Here is a 19,634-nt window from a genome sequence, read left to right as displayed (position 1 = left end):
TTTTTTAAGAAATTCCTAAAAAATTATACAATCAAGCTTTTCCTTCAATGGCTTGATGTATTCGAAGTATTGGGGCCTCAGGGAGTCTGCCAAAGGCTTAGAGGCGGGTAAGTCTTGTTTAAAAGGATCTACTTGCTCCCCGTTTTTCCAAAAACGGTAGCAAACGTGTGGCCCTCCGGTATTACCCGTCATGCCAACCCAACCGATAACATCTCCTTGTCTCACAAAGTCTCCAACCTTAACATTTTGAGCCTTCATGTGCAGGTATTGGGTTTCATAAGTACTGTTGTGTTTGATCTTCACAAACTTGCCATTTCCACCACGACGTGTTGACTCGGTAACGGTTCCATCCGCAGTAGCAATGATTGGAGTGCCTACAGGCGCAGCAAAGTCTGTTCCGCGGTGTGGCCTAACTTTATTGCCATAATAGGCAATACGTCTTCTGAGATTGTATCTACTGGAGATGCGGTAATTAAAACGAATGGGGGATTTTAAAAAGGCGCGTCGCAAGTTGTTGGCCTCTTCATCATAATAATCCAACCCAAGGTCGTCATTCTCTACAAAACTAAAGGCGAGCAGTGGAGTTCCCTTGTGTTCAAAATAAGCAGCTTTCACCTCATCAATTCCCGCAGGAATAGAATCATTGATAAATCGTTCGGTATAAACCACTTTAAAACGATCTCCTTTTTGCAGGGCAAAGAAGTTGATGGTCCAGGCGTAGATGCTCGCTAGTTTGTCGGTCATTACCGGACTGATTCCTGATTCATCCAAAGCCTCCGAAAGGGAGCTATTGATCACTCCAAAAGCAGTCTTTTCAACTACTGTTACCGGCTTGCGGCCGTGATAGGCCTTGGCAATGCTGTCACGCAAGTCTACAATAGTGTATTCTATCTTACTGTTTTCATAGATGAAAACTTGGGCGGTGTTTAAGCTGTCTTTGGAATTGAGTACTACATAAGGCTTTCCGGAATTGATCCGACGCACATCAAAGCTGTCCTTCACAGCTTCCACGGCACTGTATACCTTAGCGGCAGGAACGTGGTGATTGTCCATAATCACACCAAAGGTATCGCCATTGCGAACCGTATCGCGTACTACATTAAAATCGTTGAGAATGAATCCGTAGGCCTCTTCTATCTTGGGAGCCTCTACGATGGTGGCAACTTCTTCTACTGGTTTTTCCTTTTCACAAGCCCAGCACAGTCCAAGTACTATGCTCAGCCACAATAATCTTTTCAATGTTGTTTGGTTTTTGCGCTGTTATAAGCATGAGTCACCCACTCACGCCCCCAATTCTCCTTCTCTTCGGGAGTCCAAAGATTGGGAAAATAATGGATTTTCTGAAAACTTGGTGGAAGAAAATCTTTCCAATTGGTTCCTCCGGTTGCCAAGACCGTTTTGCCCTCTTTGTGCAGATACCTAAAGGCGGCACCCATATGCATTAGCAACCAATTGACATTAGCGTTAACGTCAAATTTTCGCAATTCGTTTATCAGGGCTGGGTTATTTTTTTCGCCTTCGGGTAAGGCTAAATATTTGTGATACAAAGTTTGTCCTTTGACCTCATTCATGATTCGAATAAAGCGCGGTGTGTAGCGAAATTCGAACTGTTTTAAGGTAAGGGTCTTGTTTTTGGTTTCTATATCTGTCGCACCCCGTTTCCAATAGATCTGTTCGTACATATCTTCTATGGAATCGGCTTGGGAGTAATCCTCGCGAACCGAAACATGAACCAAGTTTTCCATAGGTGTACTGTAGAATTCGATCATGCGGTATTGGGCCGATTGAAATCCGCTCGCAGGTAGCAGCGACATTCGGAACTTTAAGAACTGCTCCTTTTCCATCCCACGGATCATCACATCAAAGGAATCTATCAAAATTCTAAAGTATCTGTTGATGCGTTCCAATTTTTTGGTGAAGAATTCCGCCTGCTGTAGCTTGTCGTCAATGATCTGCTTTTGTTCGTGAATGATGAGCTTAAAGTAGAGTTCCGTGATCTGGTGATAGCCAATAAAGATCTCCTCGTCTGGAAAATACGTCCGCGGTATCTGCAAACTCAATAAAGTGTCCAAGTGGATATAATCCCAATAGGTCAGGTAGCGGTCGTAAAGCAAGCCATCCAGATAAGACTTCATGTCTTGTCCGGAGTTTTTGAATTTCTCTTCTAATTTCTGCAGTTGGTGGTTTAGTTGTTCGTCCATAGACGTTAATCTACTTGTAATTTAAACGAGTGCTTCAAGCCTTTGAATTCCACAAGATCAGCTTTGAGATTTCCAACGGCTAAACTCGCTTTGATACGCACGGGAATACGATTATCATCATCAGAGACCCAAACGGTAAGGCTTTCCTTCTCTTTAAAGACACGCCCAGCTTGCACGTAAGGTCTAAAGACCATACACGGTACTTTTCCAAATTTGGTTTTAAGCGTTTCTCGGTAAAGGAACTTCAGACGGAATTTATAGTTCTCCTTATCAAAGAACATATTCATCTCCGTCACATCGCCTTCTTTCATATTAGACACATCCAAACGATTGCGCAAATAGTAAAAGGCCGACACCATATCTTGAGCATCTTTTGGAAAACTCAAGGTCTCTTTGTTGTTGTGTTTTTTATTGAAGACCAACGCCTGATTCGTCTCGTGATCAAAATCGATCTGGATGTCCTTGGTGTGTCCGCCTTCATCGATCTTTCTAATGAATCGATACGGAATGTCTTTATCGGTATCAATATAGGATTCGTAATAATCCTCAACGTTGAAGAATAACTTGGTCACTCCTGTAGTGCGCCCTTCCCCTTTGACATGATACACAGACTTCCCATTGAGGGTTTCCTCATCAACTTCCAGGGTAGCATAACCGGCGGTGATCAGGCCGTAATGTATCCTAAAACGGAACCATTCGCCATCGCCATAGGCCTTTTTAGACTGGGCAATACTGGCACTTACGGCAAGCAGTAAGACTAGGGTTAATATGCGTTTCATAGTAGGTGGGCGTTATGTGTTTTATAGGGGGAGTACAAGTTCCATTCCAAAAAGTAGGAAAAAGGCGGATAGCAAATCCGCCTTTAACTATTATTTAGCGTTTTTATAAGGTTCCACGGGCTTCTTGTTCACGTTCAATAGCCTCAAAAAGCGCTTTGAAATTTCCTTTTCCAAAGGATTGGGCTCCTTTGCGTTGGATGATCTCAAAGAACATTGTTGGGCGGTCCAAAACGGGTTTGGTAAAGATCTGCAGCAAATAGCCTTCATCATCTCGGTCAATAAGCACACCTAATTCCTTAAGCGGTTCTAGGTCCTCGTCTATCTCTCCCACTCGGTCCAAAACAGTATCGTAATAGGTTTCTGGGACGTAGAGGAACTCTACCCCATTGTCACGCAGCTGCCCCACAGTCTCAATAATGTTGTCTGTAGCTACTGCGATATGCTGAACTCCGGCACCGTTGTAGAAATCAATGTATTCCTCGATCTGAGATTTCTTGCGACCTTCTGCTGGTTCGTTGATCGGGAATTTAATTCGACCGTTCCCATTAGACATCACCTTACTCATCAAGGCGGTGTATTCTGTAGAAATATCGTTGTCATCAAAAGAGACCAACTGGGCAAAGCCCATCACTTTGGCATAGAATTCACACCATTTGTTCATCTCATTCCAACCAACATTTCCTACCATGTGGTCAATATACTTGAGTCCAACATTCTTGGCAGTCACTGGCTTGTCCCAAGCTTTGTAACCTGGCAAAAATGGTCCGTCATAGGCAGAGCGCTCCACAAATACGTGAACAGTCTCTCCATAAGTATGTATACCAGAAAGCACCACTTTTCCATTGGCATCTTCTCTGGTGGTAGGCTCCATATAAGGTTCTGCACCGCGCTTTACCGTTTCTTCAAAACTCTTTTTGGCGTCGTCTACCCAAAGGGCAACAACCTTTACGCCATCTCCGTGATCGTTGATGTGCTGGTTGATCGGGCCCCCCGGTTTTAGCGGCGAGGTCAGTACCAAACGAATTTTATCTTGTTGCAAAACATAAGACACAGTGTCTTTGTTTCCGGTTTCCAATCCGCTGTAGGCAATTGGAGTAAAGCCCCAGGCGTGTTCGTAATAAAAGGCAGCCTGCTTGGCGTTACCTACGTATAGTTCTACAAAATCGGTTCCTAATAGTGGTAAAAAGTCATCGGCTTGAGGTACAATTTTCTCTAAAGCTTGTGATGTATTATCTGTAATCATTGTTTTTAGTTTTAAGGGTGATGTAAATAAATAAAGGCTTGATAAGAAAGAGCTTTCCTTACCACATCGCCCTACAATGCGTAGACAGTATGTTTTTATGTCTTACTCCAGCCATGACTTAAAATAATCGTTATCTGCGATCTTCATGGCTTCTTCTGTCACCTTTAAAGGTTTAAAGGTGTCGACCATTACTGCCAGTTCGTCTGTTTTAACTTGTCCAATACTGCGCTCTGTTGCTCCCGGATGCGGCCCATGAGGAATTCCAGCGGGGTGCAAAGAGATGTGTCCAGCATCTATATCGTTTCGGCTCATAAAATCACCATCTACATAATAGAGCACCTCATCACTGTCAATGTTACTGTGATTGTAGGGTGCTGGTATGCTCTGCGGATGGTAATCGTAAAGTCTCGGCACAAAAGAACACACCACAAAAGCGTCCGTCTCAAAGGTCTGATGCACTGGAGGCGGCTGGTGGATGCGTCCCGTTATGGGTTCAAAATCGTGAATAGAAAAGGCGTATGGATAGTTGTATCCGTCATAACCCACCACATCAAAAGGATGCGTGGCATAGACCATATCAAAAATGTCGTTTTGCTTTTTGATCTTGATCAAGAAATCGCCTTTCTGGTCGTGTGTTTCCAGTTCCTGCGGACGGCGGATGTCGCGTTCACAGAAAGGAGAATGTTCTAAAAGTTGTCCGAACCAATTGCGATAGCGCTTGGGCGTATAAATTGGGCGGTAAGATTCTACAATGAACAAACGGTTGTCATCGGTGTCAAATTCGATTTTGTAGATAATTCCACGCGGTACGAGTAGATAATCTCCGTATTTAAAATCGAGATTCCCCATATGGGTGCGCAGCTTTCCACTTCCTCTGTGGATGAAGATCAGCTCATCGGCATCAGTATTCTTGTAGAAATAATCTTTTTGAGACTCCGTTGGAGCCGCCAAGATGATGTTGCAATCGCTGTTGGTCAAAATGATTTTACGGCTTTCCAAATAGTCCGCGGTTGGCGGCACCTTGAAACCGTGCAAACGCAAAGATTGCATATTATTCTCGCGAGCCACTTTTGGGGCAACGCTGTATTGTTTGTCAATGGATTTGACCTGAGTTGGTCGGTGCTCGTGGTACAAATTGCTGGACATTCCGTCAAAGCCAATGGTACCAAAGAGCTGTTCGGCATAAAGCGTGCCGTCTGGTTTGCGAAACTGGGTGTGTCGCTTATGTGGGATCTTCCCTAAAGAATGATAAAAAGGCATCTGTTTGAATTGTTACGTTAGTAAATAGTCAGGCTATACTCCTGCGGGCCGTACAATTCCTTATTCCGGATTGCGCTTGAGCCTGTCTCGTAGCTTAAAAAACAGCCTGTTATTGCGTTTGAATGCCATTACACAAATATCGAAAAAATAAGCTTCGTTTAGACAGAAATTCCCCCTAAAACCAAAATCCTAGGGACACATACCAATTGCTTTCTGCTACTTCTGGCGAATAGCTGTAGATGAGTTGTAGTGGTCCGGCAAAGGTTTCAAAACCATAACCCAGTCCGTATCCGGAGTAATCAATACCGTCAATCCACTGATTATTGGTAAATAGATTATTGCCAATATTGGCAATATTGACCACACCAAAGAGGTGGTTTTTGGCAAAGATCTCATAGTCTAAACGTAGGTCCGCCTTTAAATAAGTGTCTCCCCTAAAACTCAAAGGCTCCAGTCCTATAAAAGGCATCAAATTCCCGGTTTGTCTAAAACCGTAGCCGCCTAAAAAGAAGTCAAAAGTGCGGGTAGAATCATCTCCAATTTTAAAGCCGCCTTCTGTCCCAACAAAGACGGTAAAATCTCCAAAACGCTTGGCGCCACCCAAACGAGCTTTAGCAATAGAAAACTCCTTGAAACGATCGTTTCTCCCAGATGCAGTGAGATACACATTTATTTGGCCCTCAAAGAAAAACCCTTTGGTTGGGAAGTAGACATCGTCTCTTGTATCGTACTTCAAAAACCCTAACAAACTGCCGTAATCCGTCTCATCAAAATAGGTACGGGATTCCCCTGGAGTGAGTCCAAAAGTGTCACTGAACTGATTGAAACGCTTGTGCTCCACGCCAACTCCAAAGGCAAAAGCATTACCAATGAGCGTCTGCACATAGACTTGATTGGTCCACTCAAAGTATTCCAAAGCCAACTTATTCAGTGGCCCCGGGTCAATAACATCGTTTAAAAACAACTCTTGAGGCACGTTGGTCTCAAATTCATTCAAATAAGATCGCAGCCCAATACTCCAGTAATAACCTTTGTCTACGTAATAGTCAAAATTGTAGCGGATATTATCTCCAGCAATAAGGTCTAAGGAAACAATGTCATTGTTGGTCAAAACCCGCTTAAAGGTCATATTGACCAGCGCGGCACTCTTGTACAAATTGTCATAGTGAGCACCCAAACGCAAGAGCATGCGACTTTTACTTTCTTTTAAGGTGATGGAAACCTGGGTGGAGTCGTCCGGCGTTTTATTAAAATCGTAATCAATGGCCTGAAAATTCCCGGTGGCCATCAAGTTCTTTACCCCATCACTAAAGCTGGCAAAGCTGGTCTCAGACGGAGATTTTAAGCGCAGTTTCCCTAAAACATAAGAGCGGGTGTACTTTTCATTCCCACTAATGTCCACGCGATTGATCTTTAGTGTTTCTGAAGGCTGATTCACCTTGTATTCCAAGGGTGGATTTTGCTGCTTAGCGGCCAGTTCCTTCATAGCATCCAACTGTTCAAGGGCAGCATCAATACCGGATTGCACAATGGCATTGCCTTGATCAAAAGAGACCACGGTAAAATCATCAATGGCCGGATTGATGTAAATGTCCGTTTTAGGAATCTTGGTATCCATGGCTTGAATGGTCCTGAAATTGTTGATCTGCACCAAAACGTCCAAAGCCGAGGCCAACTGCTCTCGGTCACGGAGCTCATCTTGCACATCGATCCCAATAATTATGTCCATGCCTTTGGCACGAAGCTCATCTACCGGATAGTTGTTAATCACTCCGCCGTCTATCAAAACACGCCCGTCCAATTCTACAGGACTGAATAAAGAAGGTAAGGCACCACTTGCGGTCAAGGCTCGCGGCAAATACCCAGATTCTAACATGACTTGAGTTCCCAGTTCTACATCCGTAGCCATACAGAAAAACGGAATGGGCATTTGGGTAAAATCTACTTCGCCGCCTAAATGTTGGGTAAGCTGCCAAAGCAAATTGTATACGTTCTGGCCTTTAGAAAAGGAAGCAGGCACGCCTACTTTAAATCCATCAAAAGGAAGGGTAATGGCATATTTCTCCGCATCGGCCTTTTCATAAAAAGTACGTGCGTCTCGCGGCAATTCATCTTGAATGAGTTTATCAAAATCCTGCGCTCTAAAAATGGAATCCAACTGTGTAGCAGAATAGCCCGAAGCATACAATCCACCAATAATGGCGCCCATGCTCGTACCGCCAATATAATCAATGCGAATACCGGATTCTTCAATAACTTTGAGGGCTCCAATATGTGCCAAACCCTTGGCTCCACCACCACTCAACACTAGACCTACTTTAAGGTCTTGGGATTGCTCTTGGGCCTTTAAGCTTCCACTCAGCATTAAAAGAATAAAAAGAAAAGTAGCGCGCAGTCGCATGATCTAGGGGGTGATGTTAAAATGTCGGGCAATCAAACTTGCCTTGCTTACACCTACAAGTTGCTCCAATTCTTCAAAGGTTGCGTTGCGAACCCGCTTAGCGCTTTTAAAATGTTGCAATAAGGTAATCACCGTTTTCTCACCAATCCCCGGAATGGTCTCCAATTCAGTTTCCAAGGCATCTTTACTTCGCTTATCGCGGTGGAAGGTGATCCCAAATCGGTGAGCTTCATTTCTGAGCTGTTGGATGATTCTAAGTGTTTCTGACTTCTTGTCCAAATACAAGGGAATCGGATCGTCTGGAAAAAACAATTCTTCCAAACGTTTGGCAATACCCACAATGGCGATCTTCCCACGCAAATCTAAGGCCTCTAGGGCCTTTAGTGCTGAGGACAACTGCCCTTTTCCCCCGTCTATAATAATGAGCTGAGGCAAGGGTTGCTCTTCTTCTAACAAGCGTTTATAACGACGGTACACCACCTCCTCCATGGAGGCAAAATCATCTGGACCTACTACGGTTTTGATGTTGAATTTGCGGTAATCGCGCTTGCTGGGCTTACCGTTTTTAAAGACCACACAAGCAGCCACCGGATTGGTTCCCTGAATATTCGAGTTGTCAAAACACTCAATATGACGCGGCTCTTCTGAAAGGCGCAAGTCCTTTTTCATTTGGGCCATGATGCGATTCTCATGACGGTTTGGATCCGTGATCTTGGTCTGCTTAAAGCGCTCCATACGGTAGTACTTCGCATTGCGGATGGAGAGATCCAAAATGTGTTTCTTGTCTCCCATCTTAGGCACATGTACCTTGATTTCATCGCCTAAATCCAACTTAAAAGGCAGGTAAATCTCCTTACTTTGAGAATCAAAACGCTGTCGCATTTCTACCACGGCTAAACTCAGCAGTTCTTCATCAGACTCATCCAGCTTCTTTTTCATCTCCAAGGTGTGCGAGCGCACAATAGACCCGTAAGAAAGCTGTAAAAAGTTCACATAGCCGTAGCTCTCATCAGAGACAATGGAACACACATCCACATTGTTGATCTTTGGATTGACTATGGTCGATTTGGCCTGGTAATTCTCTAAAACGGTCAGCTTTTCTTTGATCCGTTGGGCGTCCTCAAATTCCATAGCTGCAGCGTGATCTTTCATTTGCTGTTTGAAGCGACCTATGGAATCTTTGAAGTTTCCTTTAATGATCTGGCGGATGGCATCAATATTCTGATTGTATTGATCTTCTGAATACTTGTTTTCACAAGGCCCCAAGCAATTGCCCAAGTGAAATTCCAAACAGACTTTGTATTTGCCTGCATCAATCTTGGTTTGAGCCAGATCGTAATTGCAATTGCGCAGTGGATACAGCCCTCTAATGAGATCCAAAAGGGTATGCACCGTTTTCATGCTGGTGTACGGACCAAAGTACTCGGACCCATCTTTGATCACACGACGCGTTGGAAACACTCTTGGGAAGCGCTCCTTTTTGATACAGATCCATGGATAGGTCTTGTCGTCTTTGAGTAAAACGTTGTAGCGCGGCTGCTGATTTTTGATCAAATTATTCTCCAAAAGCAAGGCATCGCTTTCGGTCTCTACCACAATGTGTTTGATCTGGACGATCTTTCTGACCATCACCCGAATCCGACCGTTATCGTGCTGTTTGGTAAAATAAGAAGAAACCCGCTTCTTTAAATTCTTCGCCTTGCCCACATAAAGCAATTTACCGGCTTCGTCGTAGTACTGATAAACGCCGGGAGCATCGGGAAGGGTAGAAATTTGAAGTTTTACAGAAGCCTGATCCATAACCCAAAGATACAGGATGTCTGTAATATTGCCGCTGTCATTACTGCAGAGTTTTTAACCTCCATTTTCAAAAAACAGCCCTTTATAAAATCCAAGGTGGCAGTGCTTGCGTATCTAAAATAGAACCGACAAAAATCATTGCCATGCGCAACACACTATTGCTTTTTTCTTTTTTGCTGATGGGATGCAGTCTTACCGCACAAAACCTCAGCGGAACCATCCAAGATGCATCTGCAACACCCCTGCAAGACGTGGTGGTGATCAACACCACCAACAACACCCACACCCACACAGACGCCAACGGTTACTTTGAACTCTCCGAGCTCCAAGTAACGGATACCATTCAATTTTCGCACCTTGGCTATGAGACCTTAAGCTTTACCGCTGCGGATTTCATTCAAAAAGATGACAATATTTGGATTCTAGAGTCTTCCCGCCTCTCTCTGGACCAAATTGTGATCAGTCCAGGAGTTCCCCTAGACGTGCAAATGGTAGATGTAGACCTCAAATTGAATCCAGCGCAATCCTCTCAAAAGCTTTTACAAAGAGTGCCTGGGTTATTCATTGGCCAGCATGCAGGAGGCGGAAAAGCCGAGCAGATCTTCCTGCGCGGATTTGACATTGATCATGGGACAGATATAAACTTAAGCGTTGACGGACTTCCCGTCAATATGGTTTCTCACGCCCACGGACAAGGCTATAGCGATCTGCATTTTGTGATCCCAGAGACCTTGAGCAATATTGATTTTGGCAAAGGCCCTTATGAGGCCAATCGCGGGGATTTCACTACCGCGGGTTATGTTGCCTTCAATACTAAGAACAGAATTGACCGCAGCAGTATTAGCGTGAGCTACGGAGACTTTGCGTCTTTCAGAACAGTAGGGCTTTTTAAACTTTTAGATGGAGACAAGACTCAGGCTTATGCAGCAGGATCTTTCAACGCCTTTGACGGGCCATTTATCAGTCCTCAGAACTTTAACCGCGTAAACCTCTTCACCAAATTCAACACCCGCATCAGCAATGATGAAAAACTCGAAATCAGCGCCTCACACTTTAGCAGTAAATGGACCGCGTCTGGGCAAATTCCATGGCGTGCAGTGCTTTCCGGGCAGATCGATCGCTTTGGAGCCATAGACAATACTGAAGGCGGAAACACCTCCCGATCCAACTTAGTATTCAATCATTTTAAACGCCTCAAAAATGGCGGTAAACTGAACTCAACACTTTACTACTCTCGTTATGATTTTGAACTGTTTTCTAACTTCACCTTCTTTTTGGAAAATCCGGTGGATGGAGATCAGATCCGGCAGTTTGAAGACCGAGAACTCATGGGCTTCCAAACCGCTTTAGATCATAAATTCAGCTTAGGCGAACAGGTGGTGAAGTATCAAATTGGAGCCGGATTGCGCTATGATAATGTAGACGATATAGAATTGTCGCGTACCAAAAATCGTAAAGAAACTTTGGAACAATTAGCCTTTGGAGACGTGGATCAGACCCACGGATTCCTCTTTGCCTCTGCAAATCTGACCCTCGGCAAATGGCGCTTTAATCCTGGACTGCGCTTAGACGGTTTTCAGTTCGATTATACGGACAGACTGTCTCCGACCTTTAGCAATCAAACGGCAACCACCTTACGTTTGACTCCAAAATTCAACCTCTTTTATCAGCCTAAGAGCGAGTTGCAATTCTATTTAAAAAATGGATTGGGCTTTCACTCCAATGATTCGAGAGTATCTGTCACGCCCGGAGCTGTAGACAGTACTTTACCCAAAGCTTTTGGAACGGATCTCGGGCTCAACTTTAAACCCAGCGAAAAACTGTTTCTGAACTTTGCGCTTTGGCATTTATACCTGGAGCAGGAGTTTGTTTACGTGGGCGACGAGGCTGTTGTAGAGCCGAGTGGAGAGACCCGTCGTTTGGGATTCGATCTAGGCTTGCGTTATCAACCAACGCCTTGGTTGTATTTGCAACAAGACCTCAATTACGCCTACGCTCGCAGTCTGGAAGCTCCTTCTGGAGAAGACCGCATCCCTTTAGCACCTTCTTGGACGGCAACAGGAAGCGCGACTGTTGATTTTTCGAACGGTTTTAGCGGCGGATTGCGCTATCGTTTTATAGACGACAGACCCGCCAATGAAGATGATTCTATAGTTGCAGCAGGTTATTTTATAACGGATGCGAACATCGCTTACAGCGTTGGAAATTGGCGCTTTGGCATCTCGGTAGAGAATATTTTTGACACCGAATGGGAAGAAACTCAGTTTGCCACCAACAGCCGCTTACAGAATGAAGCTTTACCGGTGGAAGAGATCCACTTTACCCCGGGAACGCCTCGTTTTATCCGTGGACAGATCACCTATAGTTTCTAATGTGGGGCTAAGCGGCTGATTTTTTGCTATTTTGCAATAGTAAATCATTTGACGCGGCACATGAATATTGCCATATTATCGCGCGGTGCGCAATTGTACTCGACCCAAAGTCTGTTCAAGGCGGCCGAACTTCATAACCACGATGTGGAGATCATTGATCCGACGCATTGTATGCTCAGCATTGAAGATGGGCAACCTAAGGTGTATTATTTAGGCGATGTGGTAGACGATCTGCATGCGATCATTCCCAGGATCGGGACCAGCAATACCTATTTTGGATCCTCCGTAGTAAGGCACTTTGAAGCCCAAGGGGTTTTTAGTACCGTAAGCAGTGAATCCATAATTACTTCAAGGGACAAATGGACTTGTTTCCAATTGCTCTCTCGAGCGCGGATTCCAACACCCATGACCATTTTGGGCAACAGTCGGGACCCGGAGCAAATGCTGGAAGGTTGGAGTTCTTATCCGGTGATCATCAAACTCTTAAAAGGGACTCACGGACAAGGCGTGATCTTAGCAGAGAGCAGACAGAGTGCTCTTTCTACCTTAGAGACACTAAACAGCCTTGGAGCGCGTTATGTGCTGCAGGAGTTCATTGCAGAATCGAAAGGAACTGATTTGCGTGCCATTGTAGTTGGCGGCAATGTGGTTGCAGCTATGAAACGACAAAGCAAGGACGGAGATTTTAGATCCAATTTGCATAGAGGGGCTTCTGCAATTCCCGTTAAACTCGATTATAAACAAGAAGCGCTGGCCGTAAGAGCCGCCAAAACCTTAGGTTTGGGCGCATGCGGCGTAGATATCTTGCCTTCTGCAAATGGGCCTTTGGTTTTGGAGATCAATTCCACCCCTGGTTTAGAAGGTATAGAGAATACAACCGGTATTGATGTAGCCCGGCACTTCATCAGCTATATAGAAAGAAATAAACGCTAATGGCCAAAAACCAAGCAAAATTTTTGGAGCTCTGTGGCGAAGAAATCGCTCCTGGAGCCTCCGTAGAGATTAACCTTAACACGGCAACCCTGCACACGCAGACCAAAATAGATGTCCCCATTATAATTGAACGAGCCAAAAAAGATGGTCCAACGGTATTGTTTACCGCTGGGATTCATGGAGACGAAGTCAACGGGATTGAAGTGGTACGTCAATTGATTGCAAAAGGAATCAACAAACCTAAAATTGGAACCATTGTTTGTATTCCTATCGTGAACATCTTTGGGTTTATTCAAAAGTCGAGAGAATTTCCAGACGGACGCGACCTCAACAGAGTCTTTCCCGGCAGCCGATCGGGCTCTTTAGCCTCTCAATTTGCCTATCAGCTCACCAAACAGATCATGCCGCATATTGACTACTGCATGGACTTTCACACGGGAGGCTCTAGCAGATTCAACGTGCCGCATATTCGCATTACCGGGCAAAACAAAAGACAGAATCAATTGGCGGAGATCTTTAACGCGCCTTTTATTCTGCACTCCAAAAACATCAAAAAATCCTTCCGCAGTTATTGCGAGAAAAACGACATCACCGCCTTGCTCTTTGAAGGCGGAAAGTCCAACAGCATAGACAATGTGGTGAGCAACACGGGAGTCAATGGTGCCAAACGCGTCTTGAATGAATTGGGCATGTTGCGCTCTAGATTCAAGGTGAGTTCTCCCAAAAATAAATCGGTGGTGATCACACAGAGCCGTTGGCTGAGAGCCTCTACTTCTGGTATGTTCAAACCCTCTGTAAAGGCTGGAGAGCATGTTCCGGTTGGGCATGTTTTGGGTCATATCACCGACCCTTATGGCAAGGTGCATTATTGGATCCGATCAAACACGGCAGGCTATGTGATCAATGTCAATGAGGCGCCAATTGTCTATCAAGGAGACGCTCTGTTCCACATCTCCACCGAAAACCAATGACCAAAGCCGCTTTGAGAAAGGCGTATAAATCAAAGCGCCAAAACTTATCAGAAGAAGCTCGTGAAGACTGCAGCTTGGCCATTGCCAATCAGGGGTTGACTTTGCCCATTTGGGAGTCTCAATACTACCATTTATTCTTGCCTATTGCCCGACAGTTGGAAGTCAATACAGAATACCTTTTACACATACTGCAAGGCAAGGACAAGAGTGTGGTGGTTTCTAAAAGCAATTTTGAAGATTCCAGCCTCACCCATTATCTCTTGGAAGACCATACGGTGATTAAGCCCAATGCTTGGGGTATTCCAGAACCACAGGGTGGTATAGAGATCGCTGCTCGAAGACTGCAAGTGATCTTTATTCCCTTATTGGCCTATGACTTAAAAGGAAATCGATTGGGTTACGGTAAAGGATTCTACGATCGTTTTCTAGCCGATTGCGATTCGCAAGTGATCAAAATTGGGCTTTCTTTTTTTCCTCCTGAACAGGACATACCTAATGATCCAACAGATATCCCTTTGGATTACTGCATCAGTCCAGAAAAGGTCTATAAATTTTAGTCCTCAGATAGCGAAGCGACGGTATCTGGTTTCTTTGGAAATGCCTTGCGGTGGAATATCAAAAGCATTAAAACCCCGCAGGTAATCGAGGCATCGGCAATATTGAAAACCGGCTCAAAGAAGGTAAAACGTTCTCCGCCCCAGAACGGTAACCATTCCGGCAAATCACCCGACCAAAGCGGGAAATAAAGCATGTCCACTACCTTCCCATAAAAGATTGGCGCATAACCGCCATCGTCCGGCATAAAGCTAGCCACTTGTCCTAAAGAGTCGTTGAAGATCATGCCGTAAAACACAGAATCAATAATGTTTCCAAAGGCTCCAGCAAAGATGAATGACACTGCTACAGTAAGGATTCGAGAGGTCTGTTTCTTTACAGAATCCCACAGCCAATAGCCAATCCCAACAATAGCAATCAGTCTAAATAAGGTTAAGAATAGCTTGCCATATTTCCCAGGAATTTTAGCTCCCCAGGCCATACCTTCATTTTCAATAAAGTAGATTCTGAACCAATCTTGGCCCAAAACGCTAAAGCCTCCATGCAGTTGATAATGGGTCTTGATATAGATCTTGCTGACCTGATCGATCAGCAAAACGAGAAAAATGATAATACCTGCTTTCTTTAAAGACATTAGCGAGTTTTAAGGCTACAAAAATACACTAATTTTTGGCTTTGAGATGGATACTTCCCTGCGGTACCACAACACGAATCAAGTGCGTTCCACTCTGGGGTAATTCATTGGCAATTTTATCGGCTTGTCCAACAGTTTCCGCGTAAAGTCCTCTTTGTCCTTTGACACGCACATTCCCATTAGAAGTCTCTAAAACTCCTGAAGCCAAAAAGTTCTTGGCATCTATATTACCTGCATCGAGTCGTAATTCTACTCCGGCGAAACCTCCATTTAAAGCCACACTTAAACAACGTCCGGAAACGTTCAAATATTTTCCTTCTGGGATTTCTAGAGTCAGTTCTGCCGAAATCACTTTATGAGCGCCCAGTTTGTCATCCTCAGGCAGAAAGCCAGGAGCAAAACCTATATTGACGTTCCAGGTCCCGCCTGTTTCAAAAACATTGAGTACGAGTTCTTGGGCAAACTCTCCTTCTGTGTTCAAAAAGGCTTTGAAGCGATCGGTCTGACTGCTACGAACCGTCAAACGTGCAATATTGTCCACGTCCACTTGCAATACCTCCAAAGCAGAGGCATCCACATCTTTGATGGTTTCACTTTGGGCTGTCGCTGTGAAGGTACACAACAGCGTACATAAAATCTGCAGGAATCGAGACATAAACAAAAACGCCCCATAACGGGGCGTCTAAATTATTTCTGCATGTTTTTGGCCTCAATACTCAGAGTAGCGTGAGGTACCAACTTCAAGCGCTCCGGATTGATCAATTTTCCGGTCACACGGCAAATGCCGTAGGTTTTGTTCTCAATTCGGATCAATGCGTTCTTCAAATCGCGAATGAACTTCTCTTGGCGGATCGCCAATTGAGAGTTGGCTTCTTTACTCATCACTTCAGAACCTTCATCAAAGGCCTTGAAGGTCGGTGAGGTATCATCGGTTCCGTTGTTGGAATCGTTTTTATAAGCGCTCTCAATCAACTCCAATTGTTGTTGAGCCTTCTCCATCTTTTCCATGATGATCTCACGAAATGCTTCTAGTTCCTTATCGCTGTAGCGGTTTTTCAATTCTTGCGCCATAGTCCTAATATTTTTTTATCGCTAGTCGGGTTTCGATATCGTCAAATGCAACTTCCGTGCCTTCTTTTAGGTCATCGGCGAACTCGAGACTCGCGGTTAAAGTTTCCGTTTTAATATAATCCAGATTAGCAGCGACCGCAGCTTCCAACTCTGGGGCTTTTTGGATGGTTACTGATACTTTATCAGTGACTTCAAAGCCCGAATCCTTACGTACATTTTGAATGCGGTTTACCAATTCTCTGGCGATGCCTTCGCTCTTGAGCTCCGGAGTGATGCTAACATCTAAGGCGACTGTGAGAGGACCGTTATTGGCCACGAGCCATCCTTCTATGTCCTGCGAGCTGATCTCCACGTCAGGCAGGCCTAAAGTAATATTTTTTTCATTAATTACAACTGCTATTTCACCTTTCTGCTCAATGGTTTGAATGTCCTCTTGAGTGAATTGTGAAACCGCGGCTGCAACGGCTTTCATGTCTTTTCCGAATTTAGGCCCAAGGACCTTAAAGTTCGGTTTGATTTGCTTGACTAAAATACCGCTGGCATCGTCTAGCAGTTCTATCTCTTTTACGTTTACTTCGGATTTAACCAAGTCTGCAATGAGTTCGATCTCGGCTTTATCCGCAGCATCCAAAACAGGAATCATAATACGCTGTAAAGGCTGACGTACTTTGATCTGTTCTTTCTTGCGTAACGAGAGCACCAAAGAAGATATTGTTTGCGCCTTCTGCATACGATGTTCCAAAGCGGAGTCGATCAAGGCTTCATCGGCCTTAGGGAAATCGCTTAAGTGAACAGAACTCGCCGATTCCAAGGTACAAACAGCGTTCAGATCCTGATACAATCGATCCATATAAAACGGAGCAATCGGCGCGCTCAATTGTGCCACACGATGCAAACAGGTATACAAGGTTTGGTAGGCTGAGATCTTATCCGGACCGTAAGCGCCTTTCCAGAAACGACGGCGACACAAACGCACATACCAGTTACTCAAATTCTCTTGAACAAAGTTGGAGATGGCTCGGGCGGCCTTGGTAGGCTCGTAATCTGCGTAAGCTTCATCCACCACTTTGATCAGGGTGTTGAGTTCCGATAGGATCCAACGGTCAATCTCTGGTCTTTCTGCCATAGGCACATCTGGCTCGCTGTAATTGAAGCCGTCCAAATTAGCGTACAAACTAAAGAAGCTGTAGGTATTATAAAGCGTCCCAAAGTATTTGTTGCGGACCTCACCGATACCGTCTATGTCAAACTTGAGGTTGTCCCAAGGGTTTGCATTTTGGATCATATACCAACGCGTGGCATCCGGTCCGTATTTGTCTAAGGTTTCAAACGGATCAGTAGCATTGCCCAAACGCTTGGACATTTTCTGACCGTTCTTGTCCAATACCAAACCGTTTGACACTACGTTTTTATAAGCCACGTCATCAAAGGTCATGGTAGCAATGGCGTGAAGGGTATAGAACCAACCACGGGTCTGGTCCACTCCTTCTGCAATGAAATCTGCTTTGCGCCAAGTTTTCTCAACCATCTCTTTATTCTCAAAAGGATAGTGCCACTGGGCATAGGGCATAGAACCAGAATCAAACCAAACGTCTATCAAATCAGATTCACGCTTCATAGGCTTGCCCGACGGGCTCACCAAGGTGATCTGGTCTACTATATTTTTATGCAGGTCTACTTTGGCGTAGTTCTCCTCACTCATATCGCCCACAACAAAGTCAGCAAACAGATCAGCTTCCATAAAACCAGCACTCACTGATTCTGCCATGGCTTCTTTGAGTTCTGCCACAGAACCTATGATGCGTTCTTCTTTCCCGTCATCAGTACGCCAGATCGGTAATGGGATTCCCCAAAAACGCGAACGTGAAAGGTTCCAGTCATTAGCGTTAGAAAGCCAGTTTCCAAAACGACCTTCTCCGGTCGCTTTAGGCTTCCAGTTGATCTGTTGATTGAGTTCAAACATGCGGTCCTTAAAAGCAGTTGCTTTAATGAACCAGCTGTCCAAAGGATAGTATAAAATAGGCTTGTCCGTACGCCAGCAGTTTGGATAACTGTGTACGTACTTCTCCACCTTAAAGGCTTTATTATCGGTCTTCAGGATAATGGCCAGCTCCACATCTACGCTTTTGTCTGGCGCTTCTCCATCGGTGTAATATTCGTTCTTGACATACTTGCCGCCCAATTCGCCCACTTCTGGACGGAAGCGGCCTTGCAGGTCTACTAGGGGTACTAAGTTGTCATTCTCATCTTTGACCAACATTGGTGGTACCTCTGGGCTAGCCTCTTTGGCCACCTTGGCATCGTCTGCACCAAAAGTCGGCGCAGTGTGCACGATACCTGTACCGTCTTCTGTAGTCACAAAATCTCCAGAGATCACGCGGAAGGCGTCTTGAGGATTATCATTTGGCAAAGCGTAAGTGAGCAATTGCTCGTAACGGCTCTCCACCAAATCCGCTCCCACAATTGTATCGACTATCAAATAAGGCACTTTTTTAGCTCCAGCTTCATAGGCTGCTAGCGCAGCTGCGTCTTCTGCCTTTTCAAACTTGCCGCTGAACTGTTTCCCGATCAAGGCAGTAGCCAAGACCACAGTCACCGGGGCAAATGTATATTGATTGTAGGTCTTCACAACCGAGTACTCGATCTTAGGCCCAACGGTCAAAGCAGTGTTAGAGGGAAGCGTCCAAGGCGTAGTGGTCCAAGCCAAGAAATGCAGATCAGTATACTGCTGCAGTTTGGCGGGCAAGGTCTCCGTGATGGCCTTAAACTGAGCCACAACGGTGGTATCAGTAACGTCTTGGTAAGTTCCCGGCTGATTCAACTCGTGTGAACTCAATCCCGTCCCTGCCTTAGGAGAATACGGTTGAATGGTGTAGCCCTTGTATAAAAGATCTTGCTTGTAGATGTTCTTTAATAGCCACCAAACGGTTTCCATATACTTGGGCTCATAGGTCACATATGGATCCTCCATATCTACCCAATATCCCACACGTTCGGTCATGTTGTTCCAAACGTCTGTATAGCGCATTACGGCCTTTTTACAAGCAGCGTTGTACTCCTCTACAGTAATCTTTTTGCCAATGTCTTCTTTGGTAATGCCGAGTTCTTTCTCCACGCCCAACTCAATAGGAAGTCCGTGGGTATCCCAACCCGCTTTACGCTTAACTTGGTAACCTTTTTGGGTCTTGTATCGACAAAAAATATCCTTTATGGCGCGTGCCATTACGTGGTGAATGCCAGGCAATCCGTTGGCCGATGGAGGTCCTTCAAAGAACACAAACGGTTCTCCGTCCTCACGGCTGGTCACACTCTGTTCAAACACTTGGTTTTGCTTCCAAAAATCAAGTACTTCTTCCGCAACTTTGGGAAGGTCAAGTCCTTTATATTCAGCAAATTTCGCGCTCATTTATAGGT

At 44.9% G+C, this 19,634-nt stretch carries 15 protein-coding genes; 4 read left to right on the top strand and 11 right to left on the bottom strand.

The features are described 5' to 3' along the window. Positions 1-15 precede the first annotated feature (15 nt). From ACSLP7_RS06200 to uvrC, 7 genes are all read right to left on the bottom strand, one after another. A complete protein-coding gene (locus tag ACSLP7_RS06200; protein WP_435578501.1) occupies positions 16-1,239 on the bottom strand; it encodes a peptidoglycan DD-metalloendopeptidase family protein in 1,224 nt (407 codons plus the stop codon). Continuing rightward, the gene (locus ACSLP7_RS06195) at positions 1,236-2,201 is read right to left on the bottom strand and encodes a tryptophan 2,3-dioxygenase family protein (protein WP_435578500.1); all 966 of its coding nucleotides are present in this window, start codon (positions 2,199-2,201) and stop codon (positions 1,236-1,238) included. Before ACSLP7_RS06195 ends, ACSLP7_RS06200 begins: the two co-directional genes overlap by 4 nt. A gap of 5 nt (positions 2,202-2,206) precedes the next feature. Then, the gene (locus ACSLP7_RS06190; protein WP_291182240.1) at positions 2,207-2,980 is read right to left on the bottom strand and encodes a DUF3108 domain-containing protein; all 774 of its coding nucleotides are present in this window, start codon (positions 2,978-2,980) and stop codon (positions 2,207-2,209) included. 103 nt (positions 2,981-3,083) lie between these two features. Further along, complete coding sequence (hppD, locus tag ACSLP7_RS06185) at positions 3,084-4,223, bottom strand: 4-hydroxyphenylpyruvate dioxygenase (RefSeq protein ID WP_435578499.1); 1,140 nt, start codon at positions 4,221-4,223, stop codon at positions 3,084-3,086. 102 nt (positions 4,224-4,325) lie between these two features. Next, positions 4,326-5,483: a homogentisate 1,2-dioxygenase gene (locus ACSLP7_RS06180; protein ID WP_435578498.1), complete on the bottom strand. Its 1,158-nt coding sequence runs from the start codon at positions 5,481-5,483 to the stop codon at positions 4,326-4,328. A 175-nt stretch (positions 5,484-5,658) separates the two neighbouring features. After that, on the bottom strand, positions 5,659-7,884 hold the full coding sequence (locus ACSLP7_RS06175) for a patatin-like phospholipase family protein (protein ID WP_435578497.1): 2,226 nt from the start codon (positions 7,882-7,884) through the stop codon (positions 5,659-5,661). Between the two features lie 3 nt (positions 7,885-7,887). Further along, positions 7,888-9,684 carry an excinuclease ABC subunit UvrC gene (uvrC, locus tag ACSLP7_RS06170; protein WP_435578496.1) on the bottom strand — a complete coding sequence of 599 codons (1,797 nt, stop codon included), beginning with the start codon at positions 9,682-9,684 and terminating at the stop codon, positions 7,888-7,890. 143 nt (positions 9,685-9,827) lie between these two features. Here uvrC and ACSLP7_RS06165 point away from each other — a divergent pair, with 143 nt between their 5' ends. From ACSLP7_RS06165 to ACSLP7_RS06150, 4 genes are read left to right on the top strand one after another with little or no spacing between them, the layout of a single operon-like run. Beyond that, positions 9,828-12,056, top strand: coding sequence for a TonB-dependent receptor (locus tag ACSLP7_RS06165; protein ID WP_435578495.1), 2,229 nt, complete (start codon positions 9,828-9,830; stop codon positions 12,054-12,056). 60 nt (positions 12,057-12,116) lie between these two features. Further along, the gene (locus ACSLP7_RS06160; RefSeq protein ID WP_435578494.1) at positions 12,117-12,989 is read left to right on the top strand and encodes a RimK family alpha-L-glutamate ligase; all 873 of its coding nucleotides are present in this window, start codon (positions 12,117-12,119) and stop codon (positions 12,987-12,989) included. Then, entirely contained in the window at positions 12,989-13,960 is a 972-nt protein-coding gene (locus ACSLP7_RS06155) for a succinylglutamate desuccinylase/aspartoacylase family protein (RefSeq protein WP_435578493.1), read from the top strand. Before ACSLP7_RS06160 ends, ACSLP7_RS06155 begins: the two co-directional genes overlap by 1 nt. After that, complete coding sequence (locus tag ACSLP7_RS06150; protein ID WP_435578492.1) at positions 13,957-14,517, top strand: 5-formyltetrahydrofolate cyclo-ligase; 561 nt, start codon at positions 13,957-13,959, stop codon at positions 14,515-14,517. Before ACSLP7_RS06155 ends, ACSLP7_RS06150 begins: the two co-directional genes overlap by 4 nt. On the opposite strand, the gene ACSLP7_RS06145 is transcribed toward ACSLP7_RS06150, so the two are convergent. The 4 genes from ACSLP7_RS06145 to ileS are packed head-to-tail and all read right to left on the bottom strand — an operon-like array spanning position 14,514 to position 19,626. Then, on the bottom strand, positions 14,514-15,149 hold the full coding sequence (locus ACSLP7_RS06145) for a lipoprotein signal peptidase (protein ID WP_435578491.1): 636 nt from the start codon (positions 15,147-15,149) through the stop codon (positions 14,514-14,516). The two genes, ACSLP7_RS06150 and ACSLP7_RS06145, sit on opposite strands and share 4 nt — an antisense overlap. A 28-nt stretch (positions 15,150-15,177) precedes the next feature. Further along, positions 15,178-15,804: a hypothetical protein gene (locus ACSLP7_RS06140; protein WP_435578490.1), complete on the bottom strand. Its 627-nt coding sequence runs from the start codon at positions 15,802-15,804 to the stop codon at positions 15,178-15,180. Between the two features lie 32 nt (positions 15,805-15,836). Then, on the bottom strand, positions 15,837-16,220 hold the full coding sequence (locus ACSLP7_RS06135) for a TraR/DksA family transcriptional regulator (RefSeq protein ID WP_291188116.1): 384 nt from the start codon (positions 16,218-16,220) through the stop codon (positions 15,837-15,839). A gap of 4 nt (positions 16,221-16,224) precedes the next feature. Beyond that, positions 16,225-19,626 (bottom strand): isoleucine--tRNA ligase, encoded by a 3,402-nt coding sequence (gene ileS, locus ACSLP7_RS06130; protein ID WP_435578489.1) that lies wholly within the window; start codon positions 19,624-19,626, stop codon positions 16,225-16,227. Between the last annotated feature and the right edge of the window lie 8 nt (positions 19,627-19,634).

It is taken from the genome of Gilvibacter sp. (assembly GCF_965601605.1).
In the GTDB taxonomy this organism is placed as follows: Bacteria; Bacteroidota; Bacteroidia; order Flavobacteriales; family Flavobacteriaceae; genus Gilvibacter.
The sequence above is the reverse complement of the archived record's forward strand: the minus strand, read 5'-3'. Positions and strand labels throughout refer to the sequence as shown.